This window comes from Streptomyces sp. NPDC101166 (genome assembly GCF_044768125.1).
Taxonomy (GTDB): Bacteria; Actinomycetota; Actinomycetes; order Streptomycetales; family Streptomycetaceae; genus Streptomyces.
The window spans coordinates 209059-223987 of sequence record NZ_JBIWPF010000012.1 but is presented as its reverse complement, the minus strand read 5'-3'; the positions used below and the strand labels follow the sequence as shown (position 1 = coordinate 223987).

28 protein-coding genes are annotated in these 14929 nt (G+C 71.6%); 25 read left to right on the top strand and 3 right to left on the bottom strand.

Annotation, left to right across the window (positions count from 1 at the left end):
- The first annotated feature begins 11 nt into the window (after positions 1 to 11).
- The 25 genes from ACIRS4_RS22500 (at position 12) to ACIRS4_RS22380 (ending at position 13650) form a co-directional block, all read left to right on the top strand.
- Positions 12 to 347, top strand: a complete 336-nt coding sequence (locus tag ACIRS4_RS22500) for a hypothetical protein (RefSeq protein ID WP_404198720.1) — start codon at positions 12 to 14, stop codon at positions 345 to 347.
- A gap of 116 nt (positions 348 to 463) precedes the next feature.
- Positions 464 to 874 carry a hypothetical protein gene (locus ACIRS4_RS22495; protein ID WP_404198718.1) on the top strand — a complete coding sequence of 137 codons (411 nt, stop codon included), beginning with the start codon at positions 464 to 466 and terminating at the stop codon, positions 872 to 874.
- On the top strand, positions 874 to 1800 hold the full coding sequence (locus tag ACIRS4_RS22490; protein ID WP_404198715.1) for a PD-(D/E)XK nuclease-like domain-containing protein: 927 nt from the start codon (positions 874 to 876) through the stop codon (positions 1798 to 1800). Before ACIRS4_RS22495 ends, ACIRS4_RS22490 begins: the two co-directional genes overlap by 1 nt.
- Positions 1797 to 2549: a hypothetical protein gene (locus tag ACIRS4_RS22485; protein WP_404198712.1), complete on the top strand. Its 753-nt coding sequence runs from the start codon at positions 1797 to 1799 to the stop codon at positions 2547 to 2549. The genes ACIRS4_RS22490 and ACIRS4_RS22485 overlap by 4 nt, the downstream gene beginning before the upstream one ends.
- Positions 2550 to 2615: 66 nt before the next feature.
- Entirely contained in the window at positions 2616 to 2945 is a 330-nt protein-coding gene (locus ACIRS4_RS22480; protein ID WP_404198709.1) for a hypothetical protein, read from the top strand.
- Entirely contained in the window at positions 2942 to 3307 is a 366-nt protein-coding gene (locus tag ACIRS4_RS22475; RefSeq protein ID WP_404198707.1) for a hypothetical protein, read from the top strand. The genes ACIRS4_RS22480 and ACIRS4_RS22475 overlap by 4 nt, the downstream gene beginning before the upstream one ends.
- Positions 3304 to 3519 carry a hypothetical protein gene (locus ACIRS4_RS22470; RefSeq protein WP_404198704.1) on the top strand — a complete coding sequence of 72 codons (216 nt, stop codon included), beginning with the start codon at positions 3304 to 3306 and terminating at the stop codon, positions 3517 to 3519. Before ACIRS4_RS22475 ends, ACIRS4_RS22470 begins: the two co-directional genes overlap by 4 nt.
- Positions 3516 to 4355, top strand: a complete 840-nt coding sequence (locus ACIRS4_RS22465) for a hypothetical protein (protein ID WP_404198701.1) — start codon at positions 3516 to 3518, stop codon at positions 4353 to 4355. Before ACIRS4_RS22470 ends, ACIRS4_RS22465 begins: the two co-directional genes overlap by 4 nt.
- A complete protein-coding gene (locus tag ACIRS4_RS22460) occupies positions 4352 to 6151 on the top strand; it encodes a DNA cytosine methyltransferase (RefSeq protein ID WP_404198698.1) in 1800 nt (599 codons plus the stop codon). The genes ACIRS4_RS22465 and ACIRS4_RS22460 overlap by 4 nt, the downstream gene beginning before the upstream one ends.
- Before the next feature lie 84 nt (positions 6152 to 6235).
- Positions 6236 to 7327: a hypothetical protein gene (locus ACIRS4_RS22455; RefSeq protein ID WP_404198695.1), complete on the top strand. Its 1092-nt coding sequence runs from the start codon at positions 6236 to 6238 to the stop codon at positions 7325 to 7327.
- Positions 7328 to 7373: 46 nt separating this feature from the next.
- Positions 7374 to 8228: a hypothetical protein gene (locus tag ACIRS4_RS22450; protein WP_404198692.1), complete on the top strand. Its 855-nt coding sequence runs from the start codon at positions 7374 to 7376 to the stop codon at positions 8226 to 8228.
- The gene (locus ACIRS4_RS22445) at positions 8228 to 8842 is read left to right on the top strand and encodes a hypothetical protein (protein WP_404198690.1); all 615 of its coding nucleotides are present in this window, start codon (positions 8228 to 8230) and stop codon (positions 8840 to 8842) included. The genes ACIRS4_RS22450 and ACIRS4_RS22445 overlap by 1 nt, the downstream gene beginning before the upstream one ends.
- Positions 8839 to 9246, top strand: coding sequence for a hypothetical protein (locus tag ACIRS4_RS22440; RefSeq protein ID WP_404198688.1), 408 nt, complete (start codon positions 8839 to 8841; stop codon positions 9244 to 9246). Before ACIRS4_RS22445 ends, ACIRS4_RS22440 begins: the two co-directional genes overlap by 4 nt.
- A complete protein-coding gene (locus ACIRS4_RS22435; RefSeq protein WP_404198686.1) occupies positions 9243 to 9512 on the top strand; it encodes a helix-turn-helix domain-containing protein in 270 nt (89 codons plus the stop codon). The genes ACIRS4_RS22440 and ACIRS4_RS22435 overlap by 4 nt, the downstream gene beginning before the upstream one ends.
- A 117-nt stretch (positions 9513 to 9629) precedes the next feature.
- Positions 9630 to 10058 carry a hypothetical protein gene (locus ACIRS4_RS22430; RefSeq protein WP_404198683.1) on the top strand — a complete coding sequence of 143 codons (429 nt, stop codon included), beginning with the start codon at positions 9630 to 9632 and terminating at the stop codon, positions 10056 to 10058.
- A 73-nt stretch (positions 10059 to 10131) separates the two neighbouring features.
- A complete protein-coding gene (locus tag ACIRS4_RS22425) occupies positions 10132 to 10365 on the top strand; it encodes a hypothetical protein (RefSeq protein WP_404198681.1) in 234 nt (77 codons plus the stop codon).
- A complete protein-coding gene (locus tag ACIRS4_RS22420) occupies positions 10362 to 10547 on the top strand; it encodes a hypothetical protein (protein ID WP_404198678.1) in 186 nt (61 codons plus the stop codon). The genes ACIRS4_RS22425 and ACIRS4_RS22420 overlap by 4 nt, the downstream gene beginning before the upstream one ends.
- Positions 10544 to 10783, top strand: a complete 240-nt coding sequence (locus ACIRS4_RS22415) for a helix-turn-helix transcriptional regulator (protein WP_404198675.1) — start codon at positions 10544 to 10546, stop codon at positions 10781 to 10783. The genes ACIRS4_RS22420 and ACIRS4_RS22415 overlap by 4 nt, the downstream gene beginning before the upstream one ends.
- Positions 10784 to 11025: 242 nt before the next feature.
- Positions 11026 to 11412 (top strand): hypothetical protein, encoded by a 387-nt coding sequence (locus ACIRS4_RS22410; RefSeq protein ID WP_404198673.1) that lies wholly within the window; start codon positions 11026 to 11028, stop codon positions 11410 to 11412.
- The gene (locus tag ACIRS4_RS22405) at positions 11409 to 11618 is read left to right on the top strand and encodes a hypothetical protein (RefSeq protein ID WP_404198671.1); all 210 of its coding nucleotides are present in this window, start codon (positions 11409 to 11411) and stop codon (positions 11616 to 11618) included. The genes ACIRS4_RS22410 and ACIRS4_RS22405 overlap by 4 nt, the downstream gene beginning before the upstream one ends.
- Positions 11619 to 11667: 49 nt before the next feature.
- Positions 11668 to 12276 carry a hypothetical protein gene (locus ACIRS4_RS22400; RefSeq protein WP_404198668.1) on the top strand — a complete coding sequence of 203 codons (609 nt, stop codon included), beginning with the start codon at positions 11668 to 11670 and terminating at the stop codon, positions 12274 to 12276.
- Positions 12273 to 12548, top strand: a complete 276-nt coding sequence (locus ACIRS4_RS22395; protein ID WP_404198666.1) for a hypothetical protein — start codon at positions 12273 to 12275, stop codon at positions 12546 to 12548. Before ACIRS4_RS22400 ends, ACIRS4_RS22395 begins: the two co-directional genes overlap by 4 nt.
- A gap of 9 nt (positions 12549 to 12557) precedes the next feature.
- Complete coding sequence (locus tag ACIRS4_RS22390; protein WP_404198664.1) at positions 12558 to 12935, top strand: hypothetical protein; 378 nt, start codon at positions 12558 to 12560, stop codon at positions 12933 to 12935.
- Complete coding sequence (locus tag ACIRS4_RS22385) at positions 12932 to 13165, top strand: hypothetical protein (protein WP_404198662.1); 234 nt, start codon at positions 12932 to 12934, stop codon at positions 13163 to 13165. Before ACIRS4_RS22390 ends, ACIRS4_RS22385 begins: the two co-directional genes overlap by 4 nt.
- 2 nt (positions 13166 to 13167) lie before the next feature.
- Positions 13168 to 13650, top strand: a complete 483-nt coding sequence (locus tag ACIRS4_RS22380) for a hypothetical protein (protein ID WP_404198659.1) — start codon at positions 13168 to 13170, stop codon at positions 13648 to 13650.
- 51 nt (positions 13651 to 13701) lie between these two features.
- Here the strand turns inward: ACIRS4_RS22380 and ACIRS4_RS22375 are convergent, their stop codons facing one another.
- From ACIRS4_RS22375 to ACIRS4_RS22365, 3 genes are read right to left on the bottom strand one after another with little or no spacing between them, the layout of a single operon-like run.
- Positions 13702 to 13887 carry a hypothetical protein gene (locus ACIRS4_RS22375; protein WP_404198656.1) on the bottom strand — a complete coding sequence of 62 codons (186 nt, stop codon included), beginning with the start codon at positions 13885 to 13887 and terminating at the stop codon, positions 13702 to 13704.
- Positions 13884 to 14294 (bottom strand): NUDIX hydrolase, encoded by a 411-nt coding sequence (locus tag ACIRS4_RS22370; RefSeq protein WP_404198653.1) that lies wholly within the window; start codon positions 14292 to 14294, stop codon positions 13884 to 13886. The genes ACIRS4_RS22375 and ACIRS4_RS22370 overlap by 4 nt, the downstream gene beginning before the upstream one ends.
- A complete protein-coding gene (locus ACIRS4_RS22365; protein ID WP_404198650.1) occupies positions 14291 to 14926 on the bottom strand; it encodes an NUDIX domain-containing protein in 636 nt (211 codons plus the stop codon). The genes ACIRS4_RS22370 and ACIRS4_RS22365 overlap by 4 nt, the downstream gene beginning before the upstream one ends.
- Positions 14927 to 14929 lie beyond the last annotated feature (3 nt).

Sequence of the window (14929 nt, the reverse complement as noted above, 5' to 3'; positions counted from 1 at the left end):
CATCCCAGGAGATGACCTTGTCCGTCACCACCTCTCTCATGCACACGTTCCACACCGACTGCGGCGACTTCACCGTCCCCGCGACCAGCCCTGTCTCCGGGCTCCTCGTCTACGAGATCCCCGCCGCGGTCGAGCCCCACAACACCCACCGCTGGAGCGTCGGCCACCACTCGGGCCTGCTCATCGCCTCGGCCATGTACGAGGACGACGCCATCCGCGGCGCTCAGGAGATCGCCGACCTCGCCGACTGGACCAAGCCCGTCGAGCAGCTGCGCACCGAAGTCGACCCCGACGAGGTGTACGAGCAGATCGCCTGGGCGTCCTGCGAGAACCCCGCCTTCACCTGACCCCGCTCCCCACAAGCCGCCGCGTCGCAGCGATGCCCACGCTCCGCGGCACCCCGGGGCGGCCCACCCCCACCACGGGCCGCCCCACCCACCAACACACCCTCTTGGAGCCTCAGATGGACCTCACCAGCCTCACCATCCCCATCGAGACGGCACGCCACGTGCTCTGGCGCTACGACCGCGCAGGCGGCACCGAGCCCGGCCCCTTCACCCAGCACCTCATGGGGGCCATCTCCCACGCCGACTACCGCAACCGGGCCATCCTCCGCGAGGCCTACCCCGAGCTGTCCGAAGCCCTGCGCCTTGCCCACACCGACGAGGACGGGATCGCCAAGCTTCAGGACATCGCCCGCGGCGGGGTGGCCACGGAAGAGACCCCGGCGCCGCAGTGCCCCGAAGCGCTGTTCAACCCGGAGAACGGTGCCCTCCTCCGCTGCGTCCAGCAGGGCAGGCACGAGTGGCACCACACGCCCAGCGGCACGCAGTGGCGCATCCCCGTCAGCTCCGGCGCTGGTGACCCATTCTGATGAGCCCGCTCGCCTGCCGCCAGTGCGCCAGCACCGACGGGCCGTTCACCCGGGACGGCCTCTGCGAGGACTGCGAGGACGGCCACCCCGGCTGGGTCGACGGCCTGTCCGCCGAGGACTACCACGCGGACACCACGTCCATCTCCTCGTCCGGCCTGCGCGCCCTGCTGCCGCCCGGCTGCCCCGCCCAGTTCAAATACGACCGCGACAACCCGCCCGCCCCGAAGCGCGAGTTCGACCTCGGCACCGCCGTGCACACCGAACTCCTCGGCGTCGGCGACGAGCTGGCCGTGCTCGACTTCGACAGCTACCAAACCAAGGCCGCACAGCAGGAACGCGACGAAGCCCGCGCCGCCGGTCAGGTCCCGCTCCTCACCAAGGAGTGGGAACAGGTCCGGGCCATGGCCGAAGCGGTACGCAAGCACCCGCAGGCTGGCCCGCTCCTCGCACCGGGCATGGGCATCGCCGAACGGTCGATCTACTGGACCGACCCGGCGACCGGCGTCCGCTGCCGGTGCCGCCCGGACTGGCTGATGATCCGGCCCGAGGTGACGGCCGTCGTCGATCTGAAGACCACCACCGACGCCAACCCCGACGCCTGCAGCAAGGCCATCGAGTCGTACAGCTACCACCAGGCGGGCGCCCTCTACATCGACGGCGTCCAGGCCGCGGGCTTCGCCCCCGAAGGCGCCCGGTTCTTCTACATCTTCCAGTCCAAGAAGCCGCCCTACCTGGTGACGGTGCGCGAGCTGAAGGACCAGGACCAGGACATCGGCCGCGCCCGCAACGAGCGCGCCCTGCGGATCTACGCCGACTGCGTCGCCCGCAACGAGTGGCCCGACTGGACCGGGCCCACTGACGAGATCCCCCAGATCGGAATGCCGAGCTGGGCCACCCTCCGCCAGACCGAGGAGTACCTGAAGTGACGTCCAACGAGATCGCCCAGCGCGACGAGCAGCACGCTGTCGTCACTCAGGCGCCCAAGCCGACAGCGGCCACCACCGCGCTCATGCAGTGGGCGCAGGAAGCCGACCTGGCCTACCAGATGGCGCAGAAACTCGCCGCCACCTCGTTCGTCCCGCAGTCCCTGCGCGGCAAGCCCGGCGACATCACCGCCGCGATCCTCGCTGGCGCCGAGCTCGGCCTGAAGCCGATGGCCACGCTGAAGAGCATCGACGTCATCCAGGGCACCCCCGCCCTCCGGGCGCACGCCATGCGGGCCGTCGTGCAGAAGCAGGGCCACGAGATCGAACTCGTCGCCTCCGACGCCAACCACTGCGTCATGCGCGGCCGGCGCAAGGGCGCTGAGAACTGGCAGACCGTCGAGTGGACCATCCAGCGCGCCGCGCAGATGAAGCTCACCGACAAGGGCGAGTGGAAGAAGCAGCCGCAGAACATGCTCGTCGCCCGCGCCACCGGTGAGCTGTGCCGGCTGATCGCCTCCGACGCCCTGCACGGGATGCCCTACGTCTCCGAGGAGCTGGAGGGCACCGTCCACGCCGAGGTGCTGCCGCAGAAGGCGCCGCTGTCCGTCGCCCAGCTCACCGCCCCCGCCTCGCAGCCCGAGCCCGCACCGGCCGCCGACAGCAGCTACAGCGTGCAGATCGGCAACGGCGACTGGGACACCGACGCCGCTGACGACTCCGTCGACTGGCAGCCCGAGAACGAGCAGTAGCCCGCACACCGGAGGCCAGCCGCGGGCAAGGCGGCTGGCCCCATCACCCGACAAGGAAACCACGCCATGCCCGAGCTTCTCATCCGCCTCAACGACCAGACCGTCCCTCTGCACGACTGCTGCTGGATCGAGTGGGCCCCCTGTGGCTGCGCCGTCAGCGTCGTCATGGCGGCCATGGACGACGGATCCCGCGCCCTGCCCACCGAGGACGCGGCCCGCCGCCACCTGGAGCCGAACAAGCGCAACCGCGACAAGCAGATCCGCCAGGGCTACCGGCTGGAGCTCATGGCCATGGACCGCTACCGGGCCGAGGTCGACCTCGCCATCCGGTGCCCGCACCCCAAGGGTGAGACCAGCCAGCAGACGCTCGACGCGGCCGAGGGGAGCGCGTCATGACCCAGCTCCAGCTCCCCATCGCCGCCCAAGGCACCGCATCCGCCGCAGCCGGCGAGGCGGCGAAACACGACGGCATCGCCCGCGCCGCCGCGAACACCCCGCCCGACTGGGCGACCGCCTGCCGCGCCGCCATAGAACTCATGGCCCGCCGCGGCACCCCGTTCCAGGCCGCCGACCTCATCGCCGAAGGCCTCGTCGACGAACCCGACCACCACGCCCGCTGGGGCGCCGCCTTCATGGCCGCCGCCAAAGCCGGGGTGATCGAGCACGCCGGGGTCGTCGCCTCCCGCCGGGCCACCGTCCACCGCTCGCTGTGCCGCCAGTGGATCGGCACCGCCGCCTACCGGACGGAGGCCGCGTGATGCAGGACGCCCTCTTCCTCGCCGTCTACACGCTCACGTTCGGCCTGGCCGCCGCCTTCCTCTACAGCGCCTACCGCACCCGCCGGCGCGACGAGCAGACCACCGCACGCCACGCCCGCGACGGCGTCCGCATCGCCGAGAACTACGCCAACAACGAGTCCGTCCGCACCGTCGTCGACGGCCAGCAGCCGCCCCGGAAGGAGAAGCCGTGACCACCGCCGTCCGCGAAGCCCCCCACCACCGCAACCTCACCTGCTACACCGACTACCGGTGCCGGCTCCCCGAATGCGTCGAGCGGTACACCGCCTGGGACCACGACCGTGAAGCCCGGCAGGCCGCCGGCACCTGGGACAACCTCGTCGACGCCACCCCAGTCCGCCGCCACATCGAGCGACTCCTCGCCCAGGGCTACACCGTCCACCGCATCGCGGCGCTCGCCGGAATGACCGCCCACTCCATCCGCGACTTCATCGGCAACGGAGCGCGGGGACGCCGGTACCGCACCAACCCCAGCGTCGCCGAGAAGATCCTCGCGGTCACGCCCGGCTCCTCCACCCCGACGTTCATCGACCCCACCGGAGCGCACCGCCGCCTCCAGGCCCTCGTTGCCGCCGGCTGGCCCCTCAGCACGCTCGACCGCAAGCTCGGCTACAAGGCCGCCCACTTCCGCGCCATCCTCGCCAAGCAGCGGATCCACGTCGACACCGGCGCCCTCATCGCCGACGTCTACGACCGGTTCAGCAACCGCAAGCCCGGACGGGGCGGCGTTGCACCTCACCTCGTGAGGCAGGCCCGTGAGCGTGCCGCCGCCAACCGCTGGCCCACCCCCGCCTACTGGGCGGAGCGGATGGACGTCATCGACGACCCGGACTTCGAACCCCTCTACGGCGTCACCCGCCGGGAGATCGTCGCCCAGGACGCCAACGAACTGATGCGGTTCAGCGGCCTCGACCGGGCCGCCGCAGCCGAACGCCTCGGCGTCAGCAAGGACTACGTCGACCACGCCCTCCGCGACCACCCCGAATACTCCCTGGAGACCGCCGCATGATGTACCGCCACGACACCGACGCGCTCACCGTCATGGACTGGTTCTGCGGGGCCGGCGGCTCCAGCCAGGGCATGCACTCCATCCCCGGCGTCCGCATGGAACGCGCCGCGAACCACTGGGAGCGGGCGATCGAATCGCACGCCGCGAACTTCCCCACCGTCGACCACTACCGCGGCGACATCCGCGAGGCCCCGGTGGAGAAGTGGCCCGTCACCGACATCTTCTGGGCCTCACCGGAGTGCCCCCAGTGGTCGGTCGCCCGCGGCAAGCGGCGCGACTTCGACGCCTCGCTCCAGGGCGACCTCTTCGACGGGTTCGGCCCGTCCGAGGAAGTCGAACGCTCTCGCGCTCTCATGGAGGAAGTCCCCATGTACCTGCGCGGCGTCATCGAGCGCGGCGGCCTCGTCAAGGCCGGCGTCGTCGAGAACGTCGTCGACGTTCGTGCCTGGGACCAGTGGGACCGCTGGCTCGGCGAGATCCGCAAGCTCGGCTACCGCACCCGGGTCATCGCCCTCAACAGCATGCACGCCGACCCGCGCACCGTGCACAAGGCGCCGCAGTCCCGCGACCGGCTGTACGTCGCCTACTGGCACGAGAGCCTGGCCCGTACCCCCGACTGGGACAAGTGGCTGCGGCCGCGCGCCTGGTGCCCCGGTTGCGAGACGTGGGTGCAGGCCGTCCAGCGGTTCAAGGACCCCGCCCGGGACATGGGCCGCTACCGGCAGCAGTACGTCTACCGCTGCCCCAACACCACCTGCCGCAACCAGATCGTCGAGCCCGAGACGCTCCCGGCCGCCGTCGCGATCGACTGGAGCCTGCCCGGCCAGCGCATCGGAGACCGGGCCAAGCCCCTCGCGGAGAAGACGCTCGCCCGTATCCAGGCCGGCCTCGACAAGTTCGCCAAGCCGATCACCCTGGAGGCGGCTGGCAACACCTTCGAGCGGCGTCCCGGCGTGCGCACCTGGCCGGTCGATGCCCCGCTCACCACCCAGACGACCACGGCTACCAAGGCGCTCGCCGTCCCCCCGTTCCTGGTGCCGCTGCGCTCCGGCCGCAACCGGGTCATCCGCGCCGACTCCCAGCCGCTGGCCACGGTCGTCGCCGACGGCGGAAACCACGGCCTCGCCGTCCCGCCGCTCCTCGTCCCCGTCGAGGGCCGCGACGGCAAGGAAGCCGCCTCGGCGAACAACCCGCTGCGCACGCAGACCGCCCGCAACGAGACCGGCCTCGCCTGGCTGCCGTTCATCGCCGAACTCCGCGGCGGCGGATCCGTCGCCCGCTCCGTCGGCGAGTCCCTCGCCACCGTCACCGCATCCGGCAACCACCACGGCCTCGTCGCCCCCGCGGCGATGGTGATGCGGAACAACGGCAGCAAGGGCGACGGCGGCGAGCACTGCACCCCGGCCGACGAGCACTTCCGCACCATGACGACGACGGGGCACCAGTCCCTCGTCACCTGGGAACACCTCCTCGTCCCCTACTACGGCAAGGGCAACGCTCGAACGGTGCGGGAGCCGATCGGCACGTTGATGACCCGCGACAAGTACGCGCTGGTCAAGGGTGACGTCGACATCGACGACGTCCTCTTCCGGATGCTCGAACCCCACGAGATCGGCCGCGCGATGTCCTTCGCCGACCAGTACATCGTGCTCGGCAACAAGCGCGAGCGGGTCCGCCAGTACGGCAACGCCGTCACCCCCAACTGCGCCGAGGTCATCGTCGCCGCCCTCGTCGAGGCGATCACCGGCGAGGACATCGACCGGCACGCCCAGCCCGAGCTGGCGACCGCCGCGTGAGCCCGCCGTGCCGGCCGCGCGACCGGCCCTGACCAGCAGCACCCACCACCCCATCCGCGACAGCCAGGAAGAGAGGAGCCGACCGTGGTCAACCACCTGCTCTGGCACACCGAGCTCGGCGAGCTCGACATCCGCAAGCCCGACCTCGGTCGGCCCGAACTCCCCGGCCTGTGGGAACTCCTGCTCAACGACAAGCGCACCCCGATCTCCCGGCGCCAGCTGCAGTGCGGCGGCATCTGCCGCGCCCAGGGCTACGTCGAATGGATGCACGTCTACGAGCGGCAGGGCCAGCGCATCGCCGCCCACGAAGCCAAGACCGCCGAGAAGCGGCACGTCTCCAACGAGAGCGCCGAACACCAGGCGTACAAGGAGCGCACCGTCCGCGTCGCCACCGAGGCCGGTCACCGCGCCGAAGCCGAGGTCCGCACCAAGGACGGCAAAGTCCGCAGCGACGTCGTCGTCTACGGCGCCACCGACCTGCCGACCGGCTTCGAGATCCAGCGCTCCTTCGAGCCCGAGGGCGCGATCCGCCGCCGCAACAAGACGTCGTTCGACCACGGCATCGTCGCCGCTTGGCACACCGACGACGCGGTGATGTTCAACCGGAACGAGGTCGCCTGGACCCGCACCGACAGCAACCTCCCGCCTCGCGCCATACGAGACGGCAAGCACCTCAACATCCGCGGCGGCTACCGCTACCTGGAAATGGAGAAGTGCGACGAGCGCCGAGCTCGCCCGTGCCTGACGAAGAAAACCGGCAAGTGCGGTAAGTGGCACCCCGTCTCCTCAGTGCGTCAGATCTCCTACGACGACTTCGTCCGCGGCGTTGCCGCCGGTGAGGTCGTGCAGGCCGGGGTCAAGGAGTTCCGCACCACCTTCCACTTCTGGACGACGGCAGTCGAGCTCGAGCGATACGAGGACACCATCGGCCGCTCCGTCCGACCGGAAGGGCCCAAGCCGCGGAAGCCGGCCAGCGGCTCATCGGACCGTGACCCCACCTGCCGGGCGCGACCGCGCATCGAGATTCACCGCGGCCCGCACCTCGACTGGCGTGCCAGCTCCCATTGGGCCGCGCTCGACATGCCGTGCCGCTACTGCAGCGGCCTCACGCGCCTCCGCGACAAGGACGGCCGCCCCTCCCACAAGACCTGCGCCGAAGCCCAACTCGGCAACTGACCACCGACCCCGCCTTAGGAAAGAAGCACCGATGCCCTGGGTCCGCTTGGACGATCGCTTCCCGTCACACCGCAAGGTGGCGCTGCTCTCCGATCGCGCCTTCCGGCTGTACGTCTCGGCGCTCTGCTGGGCCTCGGAGAACCTCACCGAAGGCCTCATCCGCGACGAGGAACTGCGCGTAGTCGCGCACATTCGCGGCATGAAGGCGGCAGCAAAGGAGCTCGAAGACCGCCAACTTTGGGACCGCGTAGATGGCGGCTGGCGGATCCACGACTTCCTGGAGTACAACCCCGACCGCGCCAAGGTGCAGGCTGAGCGCAAGGCTAACGCTGCACGTCAGCAGGCATGGAGGGACCGCAAGAAGGCAGAGAAGGAAGCCGAGAAGGCTGCCACTCGGAGCCAGGGAGAGACGCTGCGTAACGCCGTTACGCCCACCGTTACTAACGGCGTCAGTAACGGCACCCCCGTCCCGCCCCCGTCCCCTACCGCTTCTCCTACGGAGAAGCCTGCTAGCAAGGGCGCGGCCACCTCGGCGCTCGGACCCCAGGTCCCCGACTTCGCGCGCGACCTGGTCGACCAGATGACCGCTGCAGGAATGATCGTCGGCTGGCGCCTTTCCGAGCCCGAGTGGTTCGCCGTCCACGCCCACATCAAGCGCTCCAGCGTCGAAGCGATGGTCGCTTTCGCCCGCCGCCGCTGGAACCCCGCCGACCCGCCGCAGACCGCCCGCTACCTCACGCGGATTTGGTCCGACATGCCGAACCTTCCCGACGGCGTAGCAGCCCTTCCCTCGGCCGTCGGTGCCGAAGTGCTGCCTCTCAGCCGCCAGCAGCAAGAGAGCGACGACCTCTTCGACCGCGCCATGGCCCGCGCCAAGGCCCGTATGCAGCAGGAGTCCTGATGACCCCCGACGAAACCGTGGTTCTTGCCCGATACGTGCGCGCCCTCTGCCCCCAGCAGAAGTTCGACTCGTACACCCCCGACGCCTGGCACGACGTCCTCGCGGACTTCGCCCTCGCCGATGCTCGCGCCGCAGCCGCCGCGGTCGCTCGCCGGCAGCCGTTCGTCAGCCCCGCAGAGATCATCGACGAGATCCGAAAGATCCGCGACGCCCGCGCCGACGGCTACCAGGGCCCCGGCCTCTCCGCCGACATCCCGGACGCCGACCCGGACGACGTCCAGGCCTACCTGTCGGCGCTCCGCGGCCTGCGCACCCGGGCTGCTGACGGACTGGAGATGAAGAAGCGGCCGATCGCCCAACTGCTGGCCGGCGTTGGCCGCGACGTCCCCAATGAAGTCGCCGCGGTCAAGCGGCCCGGCCCGCTCGGCACCGAGTGCCCGAGCTGCAGCGCCGCCATAGGCCGCCCCTGCCGGACGCCCGGGGGCAAGGAGCGCGGCCCGCACACCGCCCGCCAGAACGGTGGGGCCACGGACGAGCAGGCAGAGATCGAGCGCCGCAAGGCTGCCTCCGCCCGACACCTCGCCCGCGTCCAGGGTGAGGAGGCCGCATCGTGACCGCCGCCGACTGGAAACCCGAGCCCAGTGAGGTTGCCGCCATCCGCGACGCCCGCCGCAACGGAAGCCTCCGCGCCCAACTCCGCCAGCAGATCGCCGACGGCAAAGCCCGCCTCGGGACGATCGTCGTCAAGGAGTGGCCCAGCGGCCGGCGGCGCGACGTCGGCGGCATCACCTGCCCGCACTGCGGCGCCGGACCCGACCAGCGCTGCCACCTCCGCACCCGCGACAAGACGCTGCCCGAGCCGCATCCGCAGCGGCTCGCCGCTTGGGCGCAGACCGTCGCCTGCTGCCCCACCTGCCAGGCCACGCCGGGGGAGCGCTGCCACCTCGAGGGCGCCCCGCTGCCGCACGCCACCGTCCACGCCCGCCGCTACCAGGAAGCCCAGGAGACCGCCGCATGAAGATCCGCACCGACATCGCCGCCCTCATCCGCGAGGGCCACACGAACGCCTCGATCGCCCGCCGTCTCGGCTGCGACCCGTCCACGGTGGCCCGGGCCCGGCAGGCACTCCGCATGCCGCCCGCCGACAAGCTCAGCCGGCTGTACGCCGAAGCCGTCCCGACCGGCCGCGTCAGGGACTACCGGCCCGACCGGATGCCCACCAGCCCTGCCCAGCAGGCCGCCAACCGCGAACGGCTCCTGGTCGCGCTCCGCGACGCCGCCTGACCGCCCGTCCCGGGGCGTGGCCGTGCGGCACCGCCGCCACCAGCCCCACCCCGCCGCCCTGCACCGACTCCCGCACCCACTCCGCCGCCTGACGCGGCCTCACCCGAAGGACCCGCCGTGACCACACCGCTCACCGCCCAGCAGCTCGACGAGATCCAAGCGCGCCACACCGCTGCCACCCGAGGCCCGTGGGGCGTCTACCAGTTCGGTGGCGACAGCCTCATCGAGGTCGCCGCCGACCTCAAGGACACCGGTACCGGATACACCGCCCGCCGGACGATCGCCCGCTTCGACGAGGAACCCCTCGACAACGACCCGACCCACGCCGAGTGGACGGCCGAGGAGGACTGGGCGCAGGTCCAGGCCGATGCCGAGTTCATCGCCCACGCGCCGGAGGACGTCCGAACCCTGCTCGCCGAGGTTCGCCGCCTCCAGCAGCAGCGCCGCTACCTGATCAACCAGCTCGCCAAGCGGGACGCCCGCAGCGGCGAAGCCGACCGCAAGGTCCGCGAGTTCCTTGCTGCGGACGACACCCCCGCCCCGTGACATGCCGCCGCCCGGCTGGCGCGTATCCAGCCGGGCGTCCGCCCACCGTACCGCTGGACCCCGGAGGAACCCCATGACCACCCCCGCCCCCGCCGCCGGCCAGCTCTGGCAGGACAACGACCCGCGCAGCGAAGGCCGCTTGCTCCTCATCGAGTCGATCGGTGAAACGCACGCCACCGTGCGGCAGGTCGCACTTACGCCGGCGGGCGAACCGGTCCCGCTGCCCGGAGTCCGCCAGAGTCGCATCCGCCTCGACCGCTTCCGCCCCACCAGCACCGGCTACCGGTATACGGGGCAGGCCCGGTGACCCGGCATCCGCTGCAGTGGCAGCCCGACGACGGCAGCGCCGCGATCCTCGCCGCCTACGCCCGCCGCCGCGAACCCTGGCGGTCCGTCCTCCGGCGGGCGCTGCGGCTGCTGGCCCGCGCTGATGGGCTCCTCGACGTGAACGGGCGTGTCCGCCGGCCCGGACCCGGGAGGCGGACGTGAACACCCTGACCGCACGCCGCCGCCACGTCCTGGTGCTCGTCGCCAACGGCCACACCAACGCCCAGATCGGCCGGCTGCTCGCCATCCACGAACGCACCGTCAACCGCCACCTCGCCGAGATCTTCCAAGTCCTCGGTGCCCGTGACCGGGCCAACGCCGTGGCGATCGCGCTCGCGGTGGGGGAGCTGGGCGTGCACCAGATCCGGATCCCGGAGCGACAGCGGGATGCGGCATGAGCCCTCAGGAGCCGCCAGACGGCCGCCAGAGCGCCCGGCAGCCCGCGTGCGGCGTTCGGGACGTCCGGGATGCCGCCAGGGGCTCACAGGGCCGCTCAGGCGATCCGAGCCGAGCGGTCGCCTGACGGGTCGACAACCCGCAGCGGGCCACAGGCGGCCGAACAGCCGCCCCGTGGCCCAGCACCCCAACCCCCGGCCGAAAGGCCGTCAGAACCGATCCTCAGCCCCCAGGAAGGCCCATCGTGACCGACACCGGCCAGCCCGCCCACAAGGCGCCCACCATCCTCGCCCGCATCACGGCCGCCATCCGCGACACCCCCGCCGGCTACCCCGACGACATCGCCGCCGCCGTCCACACCGCCATCCAGCCCGAACTCGACGCCATCAACCGCGTCCGCGAGGTGCACCGCCCCGCCAGCGACTGGTCGTGGAAGCCGCTCGGGTGCCGGCACGACGGCGCCCACAGCGCCCCCTGCCGCGGCTGTCACGGCGAATGCTGGCCCTGCCCGACCATTCGCGCCATCGACGGCGACCAGCCGCCTCCCGTCCACAACGCCGGCCCGACCGTCGCCGAATGCGCCGCCGATGATCGCCGCTGGTGGGACGGCGAGAAGACGGGCGAGCGATGACCGGCCGTCAGCTCACCCTCGACGACGCCCTCCCCGAGCAGCCGCCCGCCGTCTGCGACCCGGTCTGGACCGACTGCCAGCCCACCCGCCGCACCCCCACCCCGGCCGACCTGCGCCGCGCTGAACTCTCCGACCTCCGCGGCCAAGAGGCCAGCGTCTACGGCCTCTACACCGCCGACACCGTCCCCACCGGCCACTACCTCTAACCCGCCGCCCCACCCCGCACCCGCACGCCCCGCACCGAGGAGCCCCGCCATGCAGTGCTGCGTCTGCCACCGCGACCTCTACGCCGACGAGCAGGCAACCTGCCGCCCCTGCACCGACCGCGTCGACCACACCCTCCAGACGATCGCCGGCCCCGACGGGCTGTACGCCCGCCTCTCCGCCAGCCTCCGCCCCGGCAGCAGCACCGGCGGGCCCGTCGTCTCCGGCAGCCGCACCGCACCCCTCCCGGTGCGGATCGAAGTCCTCGACCTCATGACCGAACGCGGGCCGATCATCAGCGCGCTGGAAGGCTGGGTCCGCGACTGGGAGTTCTACGGCCGGGCCACCGTCGACGAGGGCGGCACCCTCCAGCGGCGCGTCGACCATGCCGTGCAGACCCTTCGCTTCAACCTCGCCTGGGCGGCCGCCCATCACCCCGCCTTCTCCGACTTCGCGGACGAGATCCACCACGTCAAACGCCGCGCCGAGACCGCCACCGGGGCCGAGAAGCCGCCGATCAAAGTGCCGGTCACCTGCCGCTGCGGCGCCACCGTGCGCTTCACCCTCGACACCCGCAGCGAAATCTGCCGGGCCTGCGGCGCCGAATACGGGCATTCCGAGCTCACCCGCCTGCCCTACGCCGGGAGGCGAGCCGCGTGAGCGAGAAGCCCACCCCGGAGATCGCCGCCCACCTCCTCGCCGCCCTGTGCGGCGAAGCCCCGGCGATCGTCTGCCCGACCCGCTGCGAGCCCTGCATGTACGGCGAGTGCTACGACCCGCCCGCCCCGCACCCGTGGGCCGGCCCCGAGGACATCGCCCACGCCGCCGTCACGGGCCAGCCGGAACCCACCGGCAACTGCGGCTGCTGCTGCGCCTGTACGGCCACTGCCGAGGAGCAGCTTCGTCATCGACACGCGCCCCGACGACACTGAAGGACCCGCATGAAACTCCCCGGCCGCGCATGGATCGCCATCCACCGCTCGCAAAACCGCTGGCACGACCTCCTCGCCCACCTCGCCGGCTACTGCAACGACCGCCCCCAGAAGACCGGCATTCCCGGCCAAGGGGGCGGCTACCGCAGCTGGCGGTGCGCCCTCAAGCGACGCCACGACGGAATGCACCGCACCGGCAACTACGTGTGGACCGACGACGGCACCGTCAGCTACCTGCCTGCCCCCAACGGCAGCGGCAAAGAAGCCCACCAGCCGTGGCAGCGCAACATGACGCCGACCATGCGACAGGCCCGCAACTGGAAGCGATGGGACGAAGACCAGTCCAGGATCCGGCGCGCGCGACTCCGGCAGCAAGGACTCCTGTGACCGCCCACGCCACCGACCGGCTGCCCCTCGTCACCGCCACCGACGGCCACGCCTACCTCGGCGCCGACGCCGTCGTCGCCCTGCTGCGGGCCATCGCCGAATCCTGCCGCAACCTCGCCGACGAGCCCGAATGCGACCTGCGGACCGCCGCAGCCGCCATCGACATGGAGGCCGACAACCTCGACTGCCGGGCGATCATGAGAACCAGCAACCCGCCCAAGGAGCCCTGACCGTGCGCACCGACGACATCCTCGACCAGATCGACAACACGCTCCACGACTGGACCGTCAGCGACGACGCCATGCGCAGCCAGCCCGCGCCCGAGCCCGAGGAGTACGCCGCACCCCGCCTCTGGGTCGCGCCCGCCGGCACCGAACCCGACGCCCCCGGCTGGGAGGAAGTCCGCGGGGTCCTCGACCTGAGCATCGAGCAGGTCACCATCGACCCGACCGCCATCGCGCCCGAGATCACGTTCGGATGGGAGGAGCTCTGCCAGTACATCGCCCAAGTGCAGGCAGGGCGAGCCCGACGTGCCCAGCACATCCTGGACGTCCTCAAGCAAGCCCTCAGTCAGCTGGCGCAGCCTGCCACCGAGGCGGCGGAGGCCTTCCGGCACCTGCCTGAAGCCGTCGGCTGCAACGACTGCGCCGAACCCGACCCGCCGCGAGACCGGCCCGCCTGGCAAAGCCCCTACGGGCCGCCGCGACGACGCTGAACGACGAAGGGCCCGCACCCACCCGGGTGCGGGCCCTTCACGCATGTCCGGCTACAGGGGGCAGGTGGCGTCCAGCTCGGCGAGTGCCGCATCCAGCGCCCGCCGGGCCTCCGTCGATGAGCCCCTCCGTAGCAGGCGTTCCGCGTTCAGCAGCAGCCGGCGAGCCGAGTCGTACACCGGGTCATCACCAACCGCGTCCAACGCCTCCGCGACCGCCTCGTTGATCCGCACGGTCACGCGAGCGCCCCGTCCAGGTACGCCTGCACCTTCTCGTACAGCGGGTACGGCACGTACTGCGGGATCTCCTCCAGCCGCACCCAGGCGATCGCGTCGAGCTCCTCGGCGTCCGCGACGTGCGCCTCCCCGCCGACCACCGTGCAGGCTGTGTAGCTCATCTCCCGCTGCGTCTTCGGGTGGATCCGCTGCCCGATCAGGCTGGTGGCCTCGACCTTGAGCCCGGTCTCCTCGAGCGTCTCGCGGACCGCGGCCTGCTCCGGCGACTCGCCGTCCTCGATGCCGCCGGCCGGGAACTGCCAGCTGAGCTCGCCCTCCTTCACGCGGCGACGGACCATCAGCACCCGTCCGTTGTCGGTGATGATCGCGGCGGAGATGCCGGGCTTCTCGGTCTTCGTCTCGGTCGTCATGCGGCAACCTCCAAGGCGTTCAGGATGGGCGGGAAGATCTGGTCGGCGGGGATGAAGCGGGTCAGTGCCGAACGGGGAGCCCAGGTGACGTCCACGTTCTCCAGCGGATCTCGGTTGGTTGCCTCGCCCGCCAGATGGTCGGCGAGGAAGTACGAGGCCACCACGCCGGTCTTCGGGTGGACTCGTTCGCCCAACTGCTCGCGGACAGCGCAGTGCACGCCCGTCTCCCCGTGGGTTTCCTGGACGGCGACCGTGGCCGCGTCGGCGCCGGGCTTGACCATGCCGGCCGGGAACTGCCAGCGGATCTCGCCGTCGCCGCGCCGGCAGACGAGCAGGACATCGTCCCCGCGGAGGACCACGGCGATCGCCACGCGTAGGGCCTGCGCCTCGACGGCGGCTGGGGCGGGGCGGACAAGGAGGCTGAAGCGGCGCTGCACCGATGCGGTCGACCTCTCATAGGCGGTGTCCAGAGCGGACTGGATCTCGGTTCGGGGAACGATGTCCGGCGACGCGTGCCAGCTGGCCACCGTGCGGACGCCCACGCCGAGGTGATCGGCGAAGGCGTCATTCGTCATGCGGAGGGCCTGCTGTAGAGCGCATGCGGTCCGGCCCGTCCACGTCACGATGTCCACGAT